This is a genomic window from Xanthomonas sp. 10-10, assembly GCF_040182365.1.
GTDB classification, from domain to species: domain Bacteria; phylum Pseudomonadota; class Gammaproteobacteria; order Xanthomonadales; family Xanthomonadaceae; genus Xanthomonas; species Xanthomonas arboricola_F.
In genome coordinates, this window is sequence record NZ_CP144460.1 from 2,848,118 (window position 1) to 2,863,676 (window position 15,559).

14 protein-coding genes are annotated in these 15,559 nt (G+C 66.3%); 7 read left to right on the plus strand and 7 right to left on the minus strand.

Going from position 1 to position 15,559, the window contains the following annotated elements; genetic code table 11:
- Positions 1 to 89 precede the first annotated feature (89 nt).
- On the minus strand, positions 90 to 788 hold the full coding sequence (locus tag VZ068_RS12035; protein ID WP_259150641.1) for a glutathione S-transferase: 699 nt from the start codon (positions 786 to 788) through the stop codon (positions 90 to 92).
- A gap of 350 nt (positions 789 to 1,138) precedes the next feature.
- Entirely contained in the window at positions 1,139 to 1,354 is a 216-nt protein-coding gene (locus tag VZ068_RS12040) for a cold-shock protein (RefSeq protein WP_005923176.1), read from the minus strand.
- A 268-nt stretch (positions 1,355 to 1,622) separates the two neighbouring features.
- On the opposite strand from VZ068_RS12040, the gene VZ068_RS12045 reads away from it, so the two are divergent.
- From VZ068_RS12045 to VZ068_RS12060, 4 genes are all read left to right on the plus strand, one after another.
- A complete protein-coding gene (locus VZ068_RS12045) occupies positions 1,623 to 2,108 on the plus strand; it encodes a YaiI/YqxD family protein (RefSeq protein ID WP_349655436.1) in 486 nt (161 codons plus the stop codon).
- A 56-nt stretch (positions 2,109 to 2,164) separates the two neighbouring features.
- Positions 2,165 to 2,713: a YaeQ family protein gene (locus tag VZ068_RS12050; protein ID WP_014503075.1), complete on the plus strand. Its 549-nt coding sequence runs from the start codon at positions 2,165 to 2,167 to the stop codon at positions 2,711 to 2,713.
- Positions 2,710 to 3,891 carry an NAD(P)/FAD-dependent oxidoreductase gene (locus VZ068_RS12055; protein ID WP_349655437.1) on the plus strand — a complete coding sequence of 394 codons (1,182 nt, stop codon included), beginning with the start codon at positions 2,710 to 2,712 and terminating at the stop codon, positions 3,889 to 3,891. The genes VZ068_RS12050 and VZ068_RS12055 overlap by 4 nt, the downstream gene beginning before the upstream one ends.
- A 228-nt stretch (positions 3,892 to 4,119) precedes the next feature.
- The gene (locus tag VZ068_RS12060; protein WP_259150646.1) at positions 4,120 to 6,189 is read left to right on the plus strand and encodes an EAL domain-containing protein; all 2,070 of its coding nucleotides are present in this window, start codon (positions 4,120 to 4,122) and stop codon (positions 6,187 to 6,189) included.
- A gap of 228 nt (positions 6,190 to 6,417) precedes the next feature.
- On the opposite strand, the gene htpX is transcribed toward VZ068_RS12060, so the two are convergent.
- Complete coding sequence (gene htpX / locus VZ068_RS12065) at positions 6,418 to 7,296, minus strand: protease HtpX (RefSeq protein ID WP_349655438.1); 879 nt, start codon at positions 7,294 to 7,296, stop codon at positions 6,418 to 6,420.
- A gap of 97 nt (positions 7,297 to 7,393) precedes the next feature.
- On the opposite strand from htpX, the gene gluQRS reads away from it, so the two are divergent.
- The 3 genes from gluQRS to phaR all read left to right on the plus strand — a co-directional run bounded on the left by gluQRS (position 7,394) and on the right by phaR (position 9,847).
- Positions 7,394 to 8,293, plus strand: a complete 900-nt coding sequence (gluQRS, locus tag VZ068_RS12070; protein WP_349655439.1) for a tRNA glutamyl-Q(34) synthetase GluQRS — start codon at positions 7,394 to 7,396, stop codon at positions 8,291 to 8,293.
- A gap of 84 nt (positions 8,294 to 8,377) precedes the next feature.
- The gene (locus VZ068_RS12075) at positions 8,378 to 9,118 is read left to right on the plus strand and encodes a beta-ketoacyl-ACP reductase (protein ID WP_259150649.1); all 741 of its coding nucleotides are present in this window, start codon (positions 8,378 to 8,380) and stop codon (positions 9,116 to 9,118) included.
- Positions 9,119 to 9,277: 159 nt separating this feature from the next.
- Positions 9,278 to 9,847 carry a polyhydroxyalkanoate synthesis repressor PhaR gene (phaR, locus tag VZ068_RS12080; RefSeq protein ID WP_259150650.1) on the plus strand — a complete coding sequence of 190 codons (570 nt, stop codon included), beginning with the start codon at positions 9,278 to 9,280 and terminating at the stop codon, positions 9,845 to 9,847.
- 55 nt (positions 9,848 to 9,902) lie between these two features.
- Here the strand turns inward: phaR and VZ068_RS12085 are convergent, their stop codons facing one another.
- The 4 genes from VZ068_RS12085 to VZ068_RS12100 form a co-directional block, all read right to left on the minus strand.
- A complete protein-coding gene (locus VZ068_RS12085; protein WP_349655440.1) occupies positions 9,903 to 10,865 on the minus strand; it encodes a TraB/GumN family protein in 963 nt (320 codons plus the stop codon).
- Between the two features lie 33 nt (positions 10,866 to 10,898).
- Entirely contained in the window at positions 10,899 to 11,834 is a 936-nt protein-coding gene (locus VZ068_RS12090; RefSeq protein WP_349657700.1) for a DUF1684 domain-containing protein, read from the minus strand.
- Positions 11,834 to 13,705, minus strand: coding sequence for a DNA mismatch repair endonuclease MutL (gene mutL / locus VZ068_RS12095; RefSeq protein ID WP_349655441.1), 1,872 nt, complete (start codon positions 13,703 to 13,705; stop codon positions 11,834 to 11,836). The genes VZ068_RS12090 and mutL overlap by 1 nt, the downstream gene beginning before the upstream one ends.
- A gap of 138 nt (positions 13,706 to 13,843) precedes the next feature.
- Positions 13,844 to 15,523, minus strand: a complete 1,680-nt coding sequence (locus VZ068_RS12100; RefSeq protein ID WP_349655442.1) for an N-acetylmuramoyl-L-alanine amidase — start codon at positions 15,521 to 15,523, stop codon at positions 13,844 to 13,846.
- Between the last annotated feature and the right edge of the window lie 36 nt (positions 15,524 to 15,559).

Below are 15,559 nucleotides of genomic sequence, written 5' to 3' on the forward strand. Positions count from 1 at the left end.
TGCTGCCTCGGCAAGCCTGCTGGTTCAGCAGGCGCCGCCGGTACAGCAAGCACGCGGCTGGCAACGTCATGCCGTTGCCGCCCCTGGCATCAGTCGTTGCTATTGCGGCCCATCAGCGCATAGGGGCCACCCTTCTTCAGTGCAGCCTGGTACGCAGGGCGCGCCTCGATCCGCTCCAGGAACGCGCGCAATTGCGGGTAGCTCTCCAGCCCGCCGCCGCGTGCGGCGGCAGCCTGCGCCGGAAAACTCATCTGGATGTCGGCAGCGGTAAAGCGTTCGCCGGCAAACCAGGCGTTGGCCTGCAGCGACTGTTCCATCCAGTCCAGATGCAACTTCACCTGCGGGCCGACAAAACCCGACATCGCCTTGTCCACGATGGCACGCGCGATGGGTTTGGCAAAGAACGGCATCGGCGCGCTGCGTATACGAGCGAAGATCAGCGTCATCAGTAGCGGCGGCATCGCCGAGCCTTCGGCGTAGTGCATCCAGTAGCGGAACTGCTGACGTTCGGGTGAGTCGATGGGGCGTGCAGGCGGCGACAACGCGCATTCGGTGTCGTAGCGCTCGGTCAGGTAGTCGAGGATGGCGCCCGACTCGGCGATGGTCAGGTCGCCATCGACAATGATCGGCGACTTGCCAAGCGGGTGGATCGCGCGCAACTCCGCCGGGGCCAGCATGGTCTTGGGATCGCGCTCGTGGCGCACGATCTGGTAAGGCAGTGCCAACTCCTCGAGCAGCCACAGCACGCGCTGCGAACGGGAGTTGTTGAGATGATGAACAGTGATCATGGCAAGCGGCCGCACACGGAAAGCGTCATCCTAACCATCCGGACGTCGTTGCCGTGCGCAAGCCGTGCCGCGGCCGCGATGTAGTGCGCCGCGCAGTGGCCCAGCCATTTGCCTGCTCGCGGCGAGCAACGCTCCACATGCGGGCCGGCGTCTGTTGCAGGCGGTGCCACGTAGTCGATGACGCCGGGACGAAAATTCGGCAGGCCGCAGAAATCACCCACGGCCTGGATGCAGAAGACCAGCCATCTCCGATGACACAAGCCCCGCTGCACGGGGTACGCAGCGGACAATAAAAAACGCCGGCCGCTTGCGCGACCGGCGTTTTTGGCAACCCTAAGGTTGCAGACGGATTAGACCGCCTGCACCTGGTCAGCCTGCATGCCCTTCTGGCCCTGCACGGCGACGAAGGTGACCTTCTGGCCTTCCTGCAGCGACTTGAAGCCGGTGCCCTGGATGGCACGGAAGTGCACGAACAGGTCCGGGCCGCTTTCCGGGGTGATGAAGCCGAAGCCCTTGGCATCGTTGAACCACTTCACGGTACCGCTCTGACGTGATGCATCTGACATTTTACTAACTCCTGAACTATAGATGGATAAATCGCAGCGTCCGAAAAGCCGGAGCTGAGACTGAGTTGCAGGCGTTGGTAAAGCGGAACGATGAAGCGAGATCTGTAACGATCCGGCTGCACCAGGCCACGATTCACGGTGACCCTTGCAAACACAGTGCGTGCACAGTACTCGTGTTTTCGGCAAAAAGCGACACCTTGCGTCAAATCTTTTGCCGTCAGGCCAAATCCGACTGTCTGTCGGGCCCATCCCCATCCACAATCACTCGATGAATACGCCTCCAACACCGAGACGCGCACAGATCTGGGTCGATGCCGATGCCTGCCCTGCGGTGATCCGCGACATCCTGTTCCGCGCCGCGGCGCGCACCGGCATTGCCGTGACCCTGGTCGCCAACCACTATCTCAGTACGCCTTCCCTGCCCCATGTCCGCGCCCTGCAGGTGCCCGGCGGCCCGGACGCGGCCGACGATGCGATCGCCGAACGGGTGGCCGCGGGCGACCTGGTGGTGACCCAGGACATCCCGCTGGCTGCGCGCGCGCTGGAAGCAGGCGCCGTGGCGGTCGGGCCGCGCGGCGAAGCGTTCACCAGCAACACCATCGCCGAGCGCCTGTCGGTGCGGGGCTTCATGGAAGAGCTGCGCGGTGCCGGCATCGCAACCGGCGGGCCAGCGGCGCTGCATGCCCGCGATCGCCAGGCCTTCGCCGCCCAGCTGGACCGCTGGCTGGCCGCGCAACCGCGCGCGCAGACGTAACGCGCCGTAGCTGGGGCGGCCGCGTATCATGAGCGCCCTTTGCAATTGGCATCCTGATGGCCCTCACCGCCACCGTCCGCAGGGCGGAGCTCCAGATCAGCGACATGGACCGCGGCTACTACGCCAACCATTCGCTGACCCTGGCCCAACACCCTTCCGAAACCGACGAGCGCCTGATGGTGCGCCTGCTCGCGTTCGCCCTGTTCGCCGATGACCGCCTGGAATTCGGCCGCGGTCTCAGCAACGACGACGAGCCCGACCTGTGGCGGCGCGACTACACCGGCGACCCGGACCTGTGGATCGACCTCGGCCAGCCCGATGAAAGCCGCGTGCGCAAGGCCTGCAACCGCTCGCGCGAAGCGGTGGTCATCGGCTACGGCGGTCAGGCTACCGAGACCTGGTGGAAGAAGCACGCCAACGCCATGGGCCGGCACCGTAACCTGCGCGTGATCGAACTCGACTCCCAGGCCACCGAAGCGCTGGGGGCGCTGATCCAGCGCGGCATGCGCTTTGATGTGATCATCCAGGACGGCGAAGTGCAGATGCTGGCCGACCACGGCAGCGTCACCCTGACCCCGATGGTGCGACAAGCGCCGGCCGAATGAACATGCGGTGCGACGTGCTGGTCATCGGTGCCGGGGCTGCCGGCCTGATGAGCGCCTTCACCGCCGGCCGGCGTGGCCGTCACGTGCTGGTGCTGGACCACGCCAACAAGGTCGGCAAGAAGATCCTGATGTCGGGCGGCGGGCGCTGCAATTTCACCAATACCGGGACCGCGCCGGGCAACTTCATTTCCGCCAATCGCCATTTCTGCAAATCTGCGCTGGCGCGCTACAGCCCGGGCGATTTCGTCGAGCTGGTGGAGCGCCATGGCATCGCGTATCACGAAAAAGAGCTGGGCCAGCTGTTTTGCGACATCTCGTCCAAGCAGATCGTGCGGCTGCTGCTGGACGAGTGCGAGGCGGCCGGGGTGCAGATCCACACCCAGTGCGAGGTGCGCTCGGTCCGTCGCGACAGCGACGGTTTCACGCTCGACACCAGCCTGGGGCGCGTGCAGGCGCAATCGCTGATCGTCGCCACCGGCGGGCTGTCGATACCCAGCATGGGCGCCAGCGGCTTCGGCTACACCCTGGCCAGACAATTCGGCCATGCGCTGCTGCCGACGCGCGCCGGGCTGGTACCGCTGACCTTGAGCGGCAAACATCAGGAACGTCTGCAGGACCTGTCCGGTCTCGCCCTGCCGGTGGAAGCGCACTGCAACGGCGCCAGCTTCCGCAACTTCATGCTGCTCACCCATCGCGGCGTCAGTGGGCCGGCGATCCTGCAGATCTCTTCGTATTGGCAGCCTGGCGACGACTTGCGGCTCGACCTGCTGCCGGGACACGACGCGGGCGCGTGGCTGCGCGAGCAGAAACAGCAGCGCGGCGCCACCGAGCTGCGCAATGTGCTGGGCGATGTGCTGCCGCGACGCTTTGCGCAACGCCTGTGCGAGGTGTGGTTGCCGGACAAGCCGGTGCGCCAGCTGGATCCGCCGCAGTTGCAGGGCGCGGCCGAGCTGCTCTCTGCCTTCCCGCTGATCGCCAGCGGAACCGAGGGCTACCGCACTGCTGAAGTCACCCTCGGCGGTGTCGATACGAATCAGGTCTCCAGTGCGACCATGGAGTCGCGGCTGGTGGCTGGCCTGTACTTCGTCGGCGAAGTGCTGGACGTCACCGGCTGGCTTGGGGGATACAACTTCCAGTGGGCCTGGGCATCGGGCCATGCCGCCGGCAGCGCAGCCTGACCACGCCGCATGGCATTGCGCAGCACCGACTGCGCACGCAGTGAGCAATGCAGCGTGATTGCCGTGGCATCCGCAAGGATCGACGCACCAAGGCCCGGTCGCGTCCCTGCGCGAGTTCACCGGCGGCCCATTACTTGCGCCACGTCTCACACTGGATGCGGCATGATCCACACACATGGACGTGCCAAACCCCTTCGTGTATTAAAGCCCGTCTCCAGGGAGCCGCGCATGCAAAAAGGCAAAGATCTCACCCTCCGCCTGATGATCGTCGATGACAGCGTGGAGAGTGCCGAGACCATCGTCACCGCGCTGCGCAACGGCGGCATCGCGGTACGTCCGTCGCGGCCGCAAAACCAGGAGGAACTGGCCAGCATGCTGTCGGGCCAGATCGATCTGGCCATCCAGGGCCAGGCCCAGCAGGTGCCGATGAGCGCGCTACAGGCGCAGATCGCCGGCAGCGGCAAGGACATTCCGATCATCCTGCTGGCCGAGCGCATCGAGGAAAATGCAGTGGTCGAGGCCGCTGCGCATGGTATCCGTGCGATCGCGCTGCGCCAGCGTCCGGAACATCTGCTGGCCCTGGTGCGTTCGGAGTGGGCCGACCTGCAGGCGCGTCGCGGCCTGCGCCGCATCGAAGCGCAGATGCGCGAAACCGAGCGGCGCTGCGATGCGCTGATCGCCTCCTCGCGCGACCCCATCGCCTACGTGCACGAAGGCATGCATATCCGCGCCAACGAGGCCTATCTGGAGATGTTCGGCTTCGAGTCGTTCGACGATGTCGAGGGCGTGTCGTTGCTGGACATGATCGCCGCGCAATACGTGGACGACTTCAAGCAACTGCTCAAGGCCATGGCCAAGGGCGAGCCACCGCCGGCGCAGTACAAGGTCGACGCACGCCGGCTGGAAGGCGACACCTTCCCGGCGACGATGGAATTTGCCACCGCCACGTATGAAGGCGAGCCATGCATCCAGGTGGTGTTCCGCCGCCGCGAGGAGTTCGACCCGGAACTGGCGCGCGAGGTCGAAGACCTGCGCCAGCGCGACCAGGTCACCGGCCTGCTCAACCGTCCCACCTTCATGGTGGCGCTGGAACAGGCGGTGGCGCGCGCCGGCCGCAGCGAAGGCCAGTCCGGCTTCCTGCTGATCGAGCCGGATCACTACAGCCGCATCCTTCCCGAGATCGGCCTGGACTCGGCCGACGCCTTGATCGCGGCCATGGCCGCGCACGTGGCCGGCATCGTCGATGAGAGCGTAGTGGCTGCACGCTTCGGCGAGCACAGCTTTGCCCTGTTGCTGGACGGCAACTACGCACGCACCCACGCGCTGGCGGAAACGGTGCGCGATGCATTCGCGCAGCATGTTTTCAGCGTCGGCTCGCGCTCGGCCACGGTCACGGTGAGCATTGGCGGCGTGCAGATCGGCGAAAAGATCGCCAGCATCGGCCAGGTGCTCAATCGCGGGACCGAAGCGGTGCGCACCACTGCCGAACTCGGCGGTAACGCGGTCAGCATCTACGACCCGGCCGCTGCCGACCGGGCCGAGGAAGAGCGCATCGAGCGTTGGGTCGCGCAGCTGCGCGAGGCGCTGGTCGGCGATGGGTTCCTGCTGCATTACCAGCCGGTGCTCAATCTGCAGGGCGAGCCGCTGGAGCTGTATCAGGCGTTCCTGCGCCTGGATCGCAACGGCGAGATGATGTCGCCGAATGCCTTCATGGCCATCGCCGAAGAGCACGACCTGATCACCGAAATCGACCGCTGGGTGGTGGCGCGCGCCATCCGTCAGCTCGGCGAGCGGCAACGCGCGGGACACACCACGCACCTGCTGGTGCGCATCGGGCCGAACTCGTTCTCCGACCCGCAGATGATCGACACCATCCGCGAGCAGTTGGCGGTGTACGGCGTGCCGGGCGAGCGCCTGTGGTTGCAGACGCCCGAATCGAAGGTGTTTACGCATCTGCGTAATGCGCAACAGTTTCTGGCGGCGGTGTCGGCGATGGGCTGCAAGGTCGGGCTGGAGCAGTTCGGTTCGGGCCTGGATTCGTTCCAGCTGCTCGCGCATTTCCAGCCGGCCTTCCTCAAACTGGACCGCGGCATCACCGGCGACGTCGCCTCGGCCCGCGAGAGCCAGGAAAAGATCCGCGAAATCACCTCGCGCGCGCAGCCTGCCGGCATTTTGACCGTGGCCGAATTCGTGGCCGATGCGCAGTCGATGAGCAGCTTCTTCAGCGCGGGCGTGGATTATGTGCAGGGAGATTTCGTCGCACCCACCGGCCCGCTGATGAACTACGAATTCGGCTGATCCAACCGAAAGCCGGTCACACAGGACAACAAAAAACCCGCAATGCGCGGGTTCTTTGTTGTCTTTCAACCCGATACCTGGTCGGCTGGTTTCCGACCAGTCCATGCAGCGGGCACTGTTTGGCTGAACCCGGGCGGCGCGCTCCTGTAGCCATTGCACCAATGACCGATGCTGATTGCTGCAGCGGCTTCCGCATCACACGGAGCCGCCGCGATCTTGCGGTGCCGCTTACAGTGCCGCAGCATTGGCCGCCCGCAGCGCGGTGATGCGCTCGGTCAGCGGCGGGTGGCTCAGGAACAGGCGACGCAAGCCGTCGCCGACGCCACCGGAGATGCCGAACGCCTGCACCTGCGAGGGCAAGCTGCTCTGGCCATGGTTGAGCGACAGCCGCTCCAGCGCGGCGATCATCTTGTTGCGTCCGGCCAGCTGCGCGCCACCGGCGTCGGCGCGGAACTCGCGACGGCGCGAGAACCACATCGCGATCATGGTCGCGAACATGCCGAGCACCATCTCCAGCGCGAACACGATGATGTAGTACGCAAAGCCGCGGCCGCCCTCGCGGTTGCCCGACAGGGCGCTGTCGATGACGCCGCCGACCACACGCGCCAATACGATCACGAAGGTATTCAACACACCTTGCAGCAGCGCCATGGTCACCATGTCGCCATTGGCGACGTGGGCGATCTCGTGGCCGAGCACTGCCTCGGCTTCGTCCTGGCTCATGTTCTGCAGCAGCCCGGTGGAGACCGCGACCAACGCATTGTTGCGATTGGCGCCGGTCGCGAAGGCATTGATTTCCGGGCCCTCGTAGATCGCTACTTCCGGCATGCCGATGCCGGCGGCCTGCGCCTGACGCCGCACCGTCTCCAGCAACCAGCGCTCGGTCGGTGTGCGCGGCTCGGTGATCACCTGCGCGCCGGTGCTGCGCTTGGCCATGAACTTGGACAGCAGCAACGAGACGAACGCGCCGCCGAAACCGAAAATGGCGCCCATCACCAGCAGGCCGCTCATCTGTGCGGAATTGACGCCCAATACCGACATCACAATGCTGGCGAGGAACAACACCGCCAGGTTGGTCAGCAGGAACAGGAAAATGCGGTTGAACATGACGCGCTTGCTCCACTCATCGGGGGTGACCTGCTGCGGATCTGCGGCCGTCGCGGCTTGAAATCAAGCAAGCACCTGACCGACGATTCAGCTGTCTATGCCACAGCCTCCCTACCGCGGCCGCTTCGCGCCCTCCCCGACCGGCCCCCTGCACTTCGGCTCGCTGCTGGCGGCATTCGGCAGTTGGTTGCTCGCCCGTCATGCCGGTGGGCAGTGGTGCGTGCGCATCGAGGACATCGACCCGCCACGCGCCGAGCCGGACGCGTCCGAACGCCAGCTGCGCAGCCTGGCCGCGTTCGGGCTGACATCCGACCTGCCGGTGATCCGGCAATCGGACCGCGATGCGCACTACAACGACGCAATCGCCACACTGCTGGTGAGCGGGCTGGCGTTCGAATGCAGCTGCAGTCGCGCCGATCTGGCCCGGATGGGCGGTATCCACCACACCTGCGTGGCGGCGCTGGGCGACCGGCGCGCGGTGCGCCTGCGCGTGCAGCCTCAGGACCCGGTCGGCTTCGACGATGCGCTACAAGGCCACGTACGGCAGGACGTCTACGCCGACGTCGGCGATGTCGTGCTGCGTCGCGCCGATGGCTACTGGGCTTACCAGTTGGCGGTGGTGGTGGACGATGCTGCGCAGGGCATCACCGATGTCGTACGCGGCGCGGACCTGCTCGACTCCACCCCGCGCCAACTCCTGCTGCAACGCGCCCTGGACTTGCCCCAGCCACGCTACCTGCACCTGCCGCTGATCCTGGATGCCGATGGCCGCAAATTATCCAAATCGCACGGCGCGCCCGCACTGGACGATACCGACCCGTTGCCGGCGCTGCATGCCGCCTGGCAGGCGCTGGGCCAGCCGCCGTCGGCCCTGCCGCAGCAGGCAGGCATCGATGCGTTGCTGCGGCGTGCCGTGCAGCATTTTTCGCCCGAGCTGCTGCCGCGCACCGCCACCCTGGGCAGCGATGGGCGCGCATCGCAGCCCGGGCGTGACTAGAATTGCGACCCAGCACCGGCATCCGGGCGCGGCGTCTGCGCCGGCACCCCGATCCCCCGGCCTTCCCCGCTTAATGGAGTCGTCATGACATCTCGCGTCGCATTGGTCACCGGCGGCACCGGCGGTATCGGTACCGCCATCTGCAAGCGCCTGGCCGACCAGGGCCACAAGGTGGCCAGCAACTTCCGCAACGACGAAAAGGCGCGCGACTGGCAGCAGCGCATGCAGGCGCAGGGTTACGCATTTGCCCTGTTCCGTGGCGATGTGGCCTCCTCCGAGCACGCGCGCGCCCTGGTCGAGGAGGTGGAGGCCTCGCTGGGGCCGATCGAGATCCTGGTCAACAATGCCGGCATCACCCGCGACACCACCTTCCACCGCATGACCGCCGAGCAGTGGCACGACGTCATCAACACCAACCTCAATTCGGTGTTCAACGTCACCCGCCCGGTGATCGAAGGCATGCGCAAGCGCGGCTGGGGCCGGGTCATCCAGATCAGTTCCATCAACGGGCTCAAGGGCCAGTACGGCCAGGCCAATTACGCCGCGGCCAAGGCCGGCATGCACGGCTTCACCATTTCGCTGGCGCGCGAGAACGCCGCCTTCGGGGTCACCGTCAACACGGTCTCGCCCGGTTACGTGGCCACCGACATGGTCATGGCGGTGCCGGAAGAGGTCCGCGCCAAGATCGTGGCCGATATCCCCACCGGCCGGCTGGGCCGCCCGGAAGAGATCGCCTACGCGGTGGCATTCCTGGTGGCGGAAGAGGCTGCCTGGATCACCGGCTCCAATCTGGACATCAACGGTGGCCACCACATGGGCTGGTAACGTTTGCTGCAACTTTGCGGTGCAGCATGGATTTTGGATAAAAACCATGCTGCGCAACATTTTTAATGTGTCCGCTTAAGCAAATAAGGCCGTTTGGCTGTTGCAACCGCTGCTGCGCTGCGCCATCCTGCGCGCACTATCAGTGTGAGTGAACGTTCCATGGCCGGACTTCGCATCATCAAGAAGTATCCCAATCGCCGTCTCTACGACACCGAGATTTCCAGCTATATCACCATCGAAGATGTGCGTCAGTTGATCATCGACGGCGAGGAGTTCGAAGTCCGCGATGCCAAGAGTGGCGAAGATTTAAGTCGTGCCGTCTTGCTGCAGATCATCGCCGACCGCGAACAGGACGGCGAGCCGATGCTCTCCACCCAGTTGCTGAGCCAGATCATCCGCTTCTACGGGGACTCGCTGCAGGGCTTCATGGGTAATTACCTGGAACGCAGCATGCAGGTGTTCCTGGACCAGCAGCAGCAGTTCCGCCAGCAGATGGGCAACCTGCTCGGGCAGACCCCGTGGGCGATGATGAACCAGCTCACCGAGCGCAACCTGGAGTTGTGGCAGGAATTCCAGCGCAACTTCGGCGCCGGTTTCGGTCGTCCGGGCGGCCCCGGCACGCCGCCGACGCCGCCTGGCGCCGGCAGCATGGGCAGTGGCCCGATGGGCACCGGCACGCACGGTGGCGCATCAAGCAGCACCACCGGCAAGGCACGCAACCGCGGATGAGCTCGCTCCTCGCGCCTTCCAGCCTGCGTGGCTGGAGGCGCGACCAGACGCTTGATTAGTGGCCGGCCTGCTGCGCGCAGGCCGAGCAGATCCGCTGCACGTGGTAGCCACGCGCACGCAAGCGCTCCACGACTCCGTCGTTGCCCAAAAGATGCAGGGCGCCCACCACCACCAGGGTGGTTCCACTGTGCTTGCCCAGCTGTTTTTCCAGCCGCGGCACCCAACGCGCATTGCGCTCGACGTTGATGTCCTGATACAGCGCCGGATACTGGCGGCGCATGTCTTCTGCCATCTGCGTCGATAGCGTGTGCACGTCGCCATCGCGCCAGGCCGCATGCAGCCGACGCAGCTGATCGGTGGTATCGGCCTCGTCCAGCGCCTCTTCCAGCAGCTGATGCTGCTCGGTGGGCGACATGCCATCCAGCAGGGCGATCTGTTCTTCGGCGCGCTCCAGGCCGTCGGCGGGCTTGCCCCTGGCCTGCGCCTGATCCATCAGGTAATGATCCAGGCCCGCGTTCGGCTCCATGCCTTGCCGGGTCATTTCGGCCAGGCTGACCGACAGTGCGACGAACCACGGTTTGAGCGACTGCAAGGCATCGATCGACATGCCGTACTTGCGCGCGTAGGCACTGAGTGCCTGCCAGGTCTTTGCATCCAGCACATCCTGCAGAGTGCGACCATCGGTGCGTCGTGCCACTTGCAGCATGCGGGTGGCCAGCTGCGGCGATTGCGCATCGGCCGGCGGCAGCTCGAACAGCAGACGGTCGGCCTTGGCGAATGCCTGCATCACATCCGGGGAAAGCGGGTAATCGCTGGGTTTGAGCACGTGGAACGAGCCCAGCAGGTAGAGCGTGCCGCCCTTGCCATCGACCTTCCACAGCAGCGGCACCGGCGGGCCGGCAGGCGCCCGGTCGGCACCACGCGCCCAGGCCGGTGCCATCGCCCCACCCCACAGCGCCAGACCGATCATCGCCCCGCCGCACCACGCGGCAACACGCGCGCGCAGGCGCAGGCTCATCGCATCACCTCTCACCGGGTCCACCTCATCACGTCAGTGCGGCACCTTGTAGGTTTTCTCGCCGGCCGTAACCGCCAGGTCGATCCGGTTTTCCGGCGGCGGCAACGGGCAGGTTGCAAAGGGGGTAAACGCGCAGGGCGGGTTGTAGGCGCGATTGAAGTCCACCACGACATGACCGGACGCATCCGGCACGTCCAGATCCAGGAAGCGCCCGGCCGGATAGCTGCCGTGCCCACTGGTGCGGTCGGCGAACACGACGAACGCCGGCCGCCCGGGTTCGCCGATCGTCTCCAGGCGATAGGTCTTGCCGTCGCGCTCGAATTCGACGGCACCGGCATTGGATTGCTCGCTGCTGATGCCGACGATGTCCACGATCGGAATGGTCTTGCCGACATCGTTGGGGACGTAGCGCGCGTCGATGCGCCAGGAGGGATCTGTCGGCCAGTACTCCAGCCCGGCGAACTGGCTGCGCGATGGCGCGTCGGCATGCTTGACCCGCAGTGCGTATCGGTCGCCGCGATGGATCAGGCTGAGCACGCCCTTGCCATCGTCGAAATGGATCAACGTGGGCTGCGGGTCGCGATCGGACTGGAAGCGGATCCTGCTAGCCAGCGGCTTGCCACCCACGGTAAGCGCGGCGCCACGTTCGGGCACGAACCACACCGCCCCGCCCTCGCTGGACACCATGCCCATCTTCGGCGACCCGACCGCAAGCCGGATGCCGCTATCGGCGCTACTGCCGATGTAATGCGCCTTCAGCGACAGCCAATGCAGACCGACCAGGCTGGTCCAGCCATCGGGGGCGCGCAGTTCGTTGATCCGGCTTTCGCGCCAGGCGGCATTGTCGGCCAGAAATGTCTTGTCCAAGGCAACCGGTGCGGCCGGTGGCGGCGCATCGCGCCCACATCCGGCCAGCGTCGCTACCACCAGCATGCCGAGCAGCCAGCCCTTCCCCATGTGCACCGCCATCACCGCCCCCTGAGAAACCAACGATCGATATCGCTCAGCGTAAACCGAGCCCAGGTGGGTCGGCCATGATTGCACTGACCCGAGCGCTCGGTGGCTTCCATATCGCGCAGCAAGGCGTTCATTTCCGGCACGGTGAGGCGACGGTTGGCGCGCACCGCGCCGTGGCAGGCCATGGTCGACAGCAGTTCGTCGCGCGCGCTGGCGATGCGGCGGCTCTGGCCGTGCTCGCGCAGGTCGCCAAGCACATCGCGCAGCAACGCCTCCGGCTCGGCATTGGCCAGCAAGGCCGGAATACTGCGGACGTGCAGCGATTGCGGGCCGGCGCGGGTGATCTCGAAGCCCAGGCTCGCCAGCGTCTCGGCTTCGCGTTCGGCGGTGTCGGCCTCGCGCTCACCCACTGCCAGCGTCATCGGCACCAGCAACGGCTGCGCATGCAGGCCGATGCTGTCGTGGGCGTTCTTGAGCCGCTCGTAGCCGATGCGTTCGTGCGCGGCATGCATGTCCACCACGATCAGGCCTTCGGCGTTCTCGGCCAGGATGTAGATGCCGTGCAATTGCGCCACCGCATAGCCCAGTGGCGGCACGCCGCTGTCTTCGGCCGTCGCTGGCAAACCGTCCCCGGAAAACTGCGGCACGCTGGCGGACTGCTGCGCATGGCCCGACGACGGCGCATACAACGCGCTATAGGCTGCGCGCGCTTCGTCCACACGCAGGCCCAATGGCGTCTGCGAGGGCGTCCAGTTGGCGTAGCTGCCCGAGCCGCCGCCACTGCCGGATGCGCCGGCATGGGTTGCGGAACCGCCGCCAACGAGGTTGCCCATTCCGCCAGCAGCCGCGTAGCCGGCGCCATCGCTGCCGATGCTGTTGGGCGTGGCGCCGGCGCGCGTCTGTGCCAGCGCATCCTGCAAGGTGCGATAGACGAAGTCGTGAATCAGCCGCGCTTCGCGGAAACGCACCTCGTGCTTGGCCGGGTGCACGTTGACGTCCACGCGCGCCGGGTCCAGCTCGAGAAACAGCACGTACGCAGGCTGGCGGCCATGGAACAGCACGTCGCCGTAGGCCATCTTGACCGCATGCGCCACGCTGCGATCGCGCACCGAGCGGCCGTTGACGTAGAGATATTGCTGGTCGGTACTGGCCCGCGAGTAATGCGGTTGCGCGACCCAGCCATGCAGCCGCAGGCCGGCGCCGCTGTGATCCACACGCAAGGCCTGCCGCGCGAAGTCCTCGCCCAAGGTTTCGCCCAGCCGCGCATCCGAATACAGATCGCCTGGCTTGTAGCGGCGCGACGGTTTGCCGTTGTGCGCCACGCGCAATTCCACATCCGGGCGCGCCAATGCCAACGAGCGCAGCCACTCTTCGATATGCCCGAGCTCGGTACGCTCGGCACGCAGAAACTTGCGCCGTGCCGGCACGTTGAAGAACAACTCGCGCACTTCCACCGTGGTACCGGGCGCATGCGCGTGCGGTGTCACCTCGCCAAGCCGCCCGCCTTCGATCTGCAGCGCCGAGCCGTGTTCGGCATCGTGCCGGCGCGAGATCAGCGTAAAGCGGCTGACCGAGGCGATCGAAGGCAAGGCTTCGCCGCGGAAGCCGAGCGTGGCGACGGTTTCCAGATCGTCCAGCGAGGCGATCTTGCTGGTGGCATGCCGCGATACCGCCAACGGCAGCTCATCGGGCGTAATGCCACCGCCGTTGTCGCGGATGCGGATCAGGCGCACGCCCCCCTCTTCCAGATCGATGTCCACGCGGGTGGCACCGGCATCGAGGGCGTTTTCGACCAGTTCCTTGACCACCGACGCGGGACGCTCGACGACCTCGCCGGCAGCGATCTGGTTGATCAGGATCTCGGGCAACTGACGGATCGCCATCAGCGCGCGCTTGAGCGCTGGCAGCGCAAAACAGGGTGGATGTCGGGGGTGGCAGGCAAGACGAACGTCGGCACGGCAATCCGGCGGCGCGCAGGCGCCGTCGCTCAGGGAATCAGTGCGGAATGATAGCCGAGCGGGTCAGCGACTGCCGCCGGCCACGGTGCCGACGGCATCGGCCTCGGCCTGCGCGCGCGCGGCGAACAAGGTGCCCGGCGGCGGCTGACGGGTGAAGAAGGTATCGATGCCATCCAGCACGGCGGCGGCGATCTTGCGCTGGTAGGCCGGGTCGATCAGGCGGCGTTCTTCATCCGGGTTGGAGATGAAGGCGGTTTCGACCAGCATCGCCGGCATGTCGGAGGTGCGCAGCACTGCGAAATTGGCGCGTTCCAGCTGCGGCTTGTGATTGTTGCCGATGCGCTTGAGGCCACCGAGCACATGGCCGGCGGCATCCTCGGAGGCCTTCATGTGGCCGCTCTGCGCCAGGTCCAGCAGCACATTGGCCAGCGTGCTTTCGGTCTGTTGCAGACGCACGCCACCGACCAGGTCGGCGGCGTTTTCCTTATCGGCCAACCAGCGCGCGCGTTGCGATGAGGCGCCCTTGGTCGACAGCACGTAGACCGACGAACCGGTCGCACTGCGATTTTCTGCAGCATCGGCATGGATGGAAATGAAGATGTCGGCCTTCGCAGCTCGCGCCTTTTGCGCACGCATCGGTAATGGAATGAACACGTCGGTGTCGCGGGTCAGGTACGCCTTCATACCGGGCGTGGCGTTGATCTGGCGTGCCAGTTCGCGGCCGACCGCCAGGGTCACGTCTTTTTCGCGCTTGCCGGTCGGGCCCATCGCACCCGGATCCTGGCCGCCGTGGCCGGGATCGATGGCGACGATCAACGGCCGCATGCCCGGCGCCATCTTGACGCGCGATGCCTCGCTGGGCAGCACCGGGCGCGGTGGCAGGTCGTCGTCTGCAACGGCGCCGGGCGCAGTACCGGAGACCACGGCGCCGGCGCCGGCAACTGCCATCGGCGTGCTGCCGCCATTCAAAATTGCAGCGGCGGATGCACCGCCTGCGGACGTTGCACCGGCCGCAGGCGTGGCGGGATTCACGGCGACCCGATTGGCTGGATTGCCGACCGCAGCCGCCTGCGTGGCAGCAGCGGGCGTTCCCGGGCGTGGCGTCGGCACACCGGTGGCAACCGTGGTTGGCACGGCTGCGGGCGTGACCGTCGGCATCGCCGCCGCAGGCACGACGGCCGGCGCTGACGGCGGCGGCGGTGTTGACGGCACGGACAAGGCACGTTGCGCCGATGCGGCCAGGGCAGCGGTTGCACGCGCGGCCTCGGCTTGTGCGTTGAGCGGACGTGGCGGCGGCAGTGCGGCAGGCGTACTGGCCGCAACGGAAGTGGCAGCCGCAGGCGCCGGATCGCCCGGCCACTCGATCACAAGGGTCGAAGCACTGCCCAGCGTCTGCATCTGCGGCTTGAGCGCGGTAACCGGGCTTGCCAGCTCGAACACCACCCGGAACGTGCCCGGCACCGGCTGCCCGGTGCGCACCGAGGTGACCAGGCCGTTGGCCGGCGGCAACTTCAAGCCACGTGCGGCTGCCGACTCGGGGAAATCCACCACCAAGCGATTGGGGTTGGCCAGTGTCAGCGTCTTGAACCCGCCGCTGCCGGCCAGCTGGATTTCTGCACGCGTGCCGGTGGCGCCGGTACTGACGCCGACGCTCTTGATCTCGCCGGCCCACGCAGCAAAAACCGCCAGGCTGAGGCTGGCGGTCAGGGCGGAAGCGCAGAAGTGTCGGATCCCCGGTGTCATGGCGCTGGATTCAATCATCCAACTGTGTGAATTGCA

What these genes read in the sequence shown, in the direction of transcription:
- VZ068_RS12035 (WP_259150641.1), bottom strand. Translation starts at nt 788, where the DNA reads ATGATCACTGTTCATCATCTCAACAACTCCCGTTCGCAGCGCGTGCTG.
- VZ068_RS12040 (WP_005923176.1), bottom strand. Translation starts at nt 1,354, where the DNA reads ATGTCAGATGCATCACGTCAGAGCGGTACCGTGAAGTGGTTCAACGAT.
- VZ068_RS12045 (WP_349655436.1), top strand. Translation starts at nt 1,623, where the DNA reads ATGAATACGCCTCCAACACCGAGACGCGCACAGATCTGGGTCGATGCC.
- VZ068_RS12050 (WP_014503075.1), top strand. Translation starts at nt 2,165, where the DNA reads ATGGCCCTCACCGCCACCGTCCGCAGGGCGGAGCTCCAGATCAGCGAC.
- VZ068_RS12055 (WP_349655437.1), top strand. Translation starts at nt 2,710, where the DNA reads ATGAACATGCGGTGCGACGTGCTGGTCATCGGTGCCGGGGCTGCCGGC.
- VZ068_RS12060 (WP_259150646.1), top strand. Translation starts at nt 4,120, where the DNA reads ATGCAAAAAGGCAAAGATCTCACCCTCCGCCTGATGATCGTCGATGAC.
- htpX (WP_349655438.1), bottom strand. Translation starts at nt 7,296, where the DNA reads ATGTTCAACCGCATTTTCCTGTTCCTGCTGACCAACCTGGCGGTGTTG.
- gluQRS (WP_349655439.1), top strand. Translation starts at nt 7,394, where the DNA reads ATGCCACAGCCTCCCTACCGCGGCCGCTTCGCGCCCTCCCCGACCGGC.
- VZ068_RS12075 (WP_259150649.1), top strand. Translation starts at nt 8,378, where the DNA reads ATGACATCTCGCGTCGCATTGGTCACCGGCGGCACCGGCGGTATCGGT.
- phaR (WP_259150650.1), top strand. Translation starts at nt 9,278, where the DNA reads ATGGCCGGACTTCGCATCATCAAGAAGTATCCCAATCGCCGTCTCTAC.
- VZ068_RS12085 (WP_349655440.1), bottom strand. Translation starts at nt 10,865, where the DNA reads ATGAGCCTGCGCCTGCGCGCGCGTGTTGCCGCGTGGTGCGGCGGGGCG.
- VZ068_RS12090 (WP_349657700.1), bottom strand. Translation starts at nt 11,834, where the DNA reads ATGGCGGTGCACATGGGGAAGGGCTGGCTGCTCGGCATGCTGGTGGTA.
- mutL (WP_349655441.1), bottom strand. Translation starts at nt 13,705, where the DNA reads ATGGCGATCCGTCAGTTGCCCGAGATCCTGATCAACCAGATCGCTGCC.
- VZ068_RS12100 (WP_349655442.1), bottom strand. Translation starts at nt 15,523, where the DNA reads ATGACACCGGGGATCCGACACTTCTGCGCTTCCGCCCTGACCGCCAGC.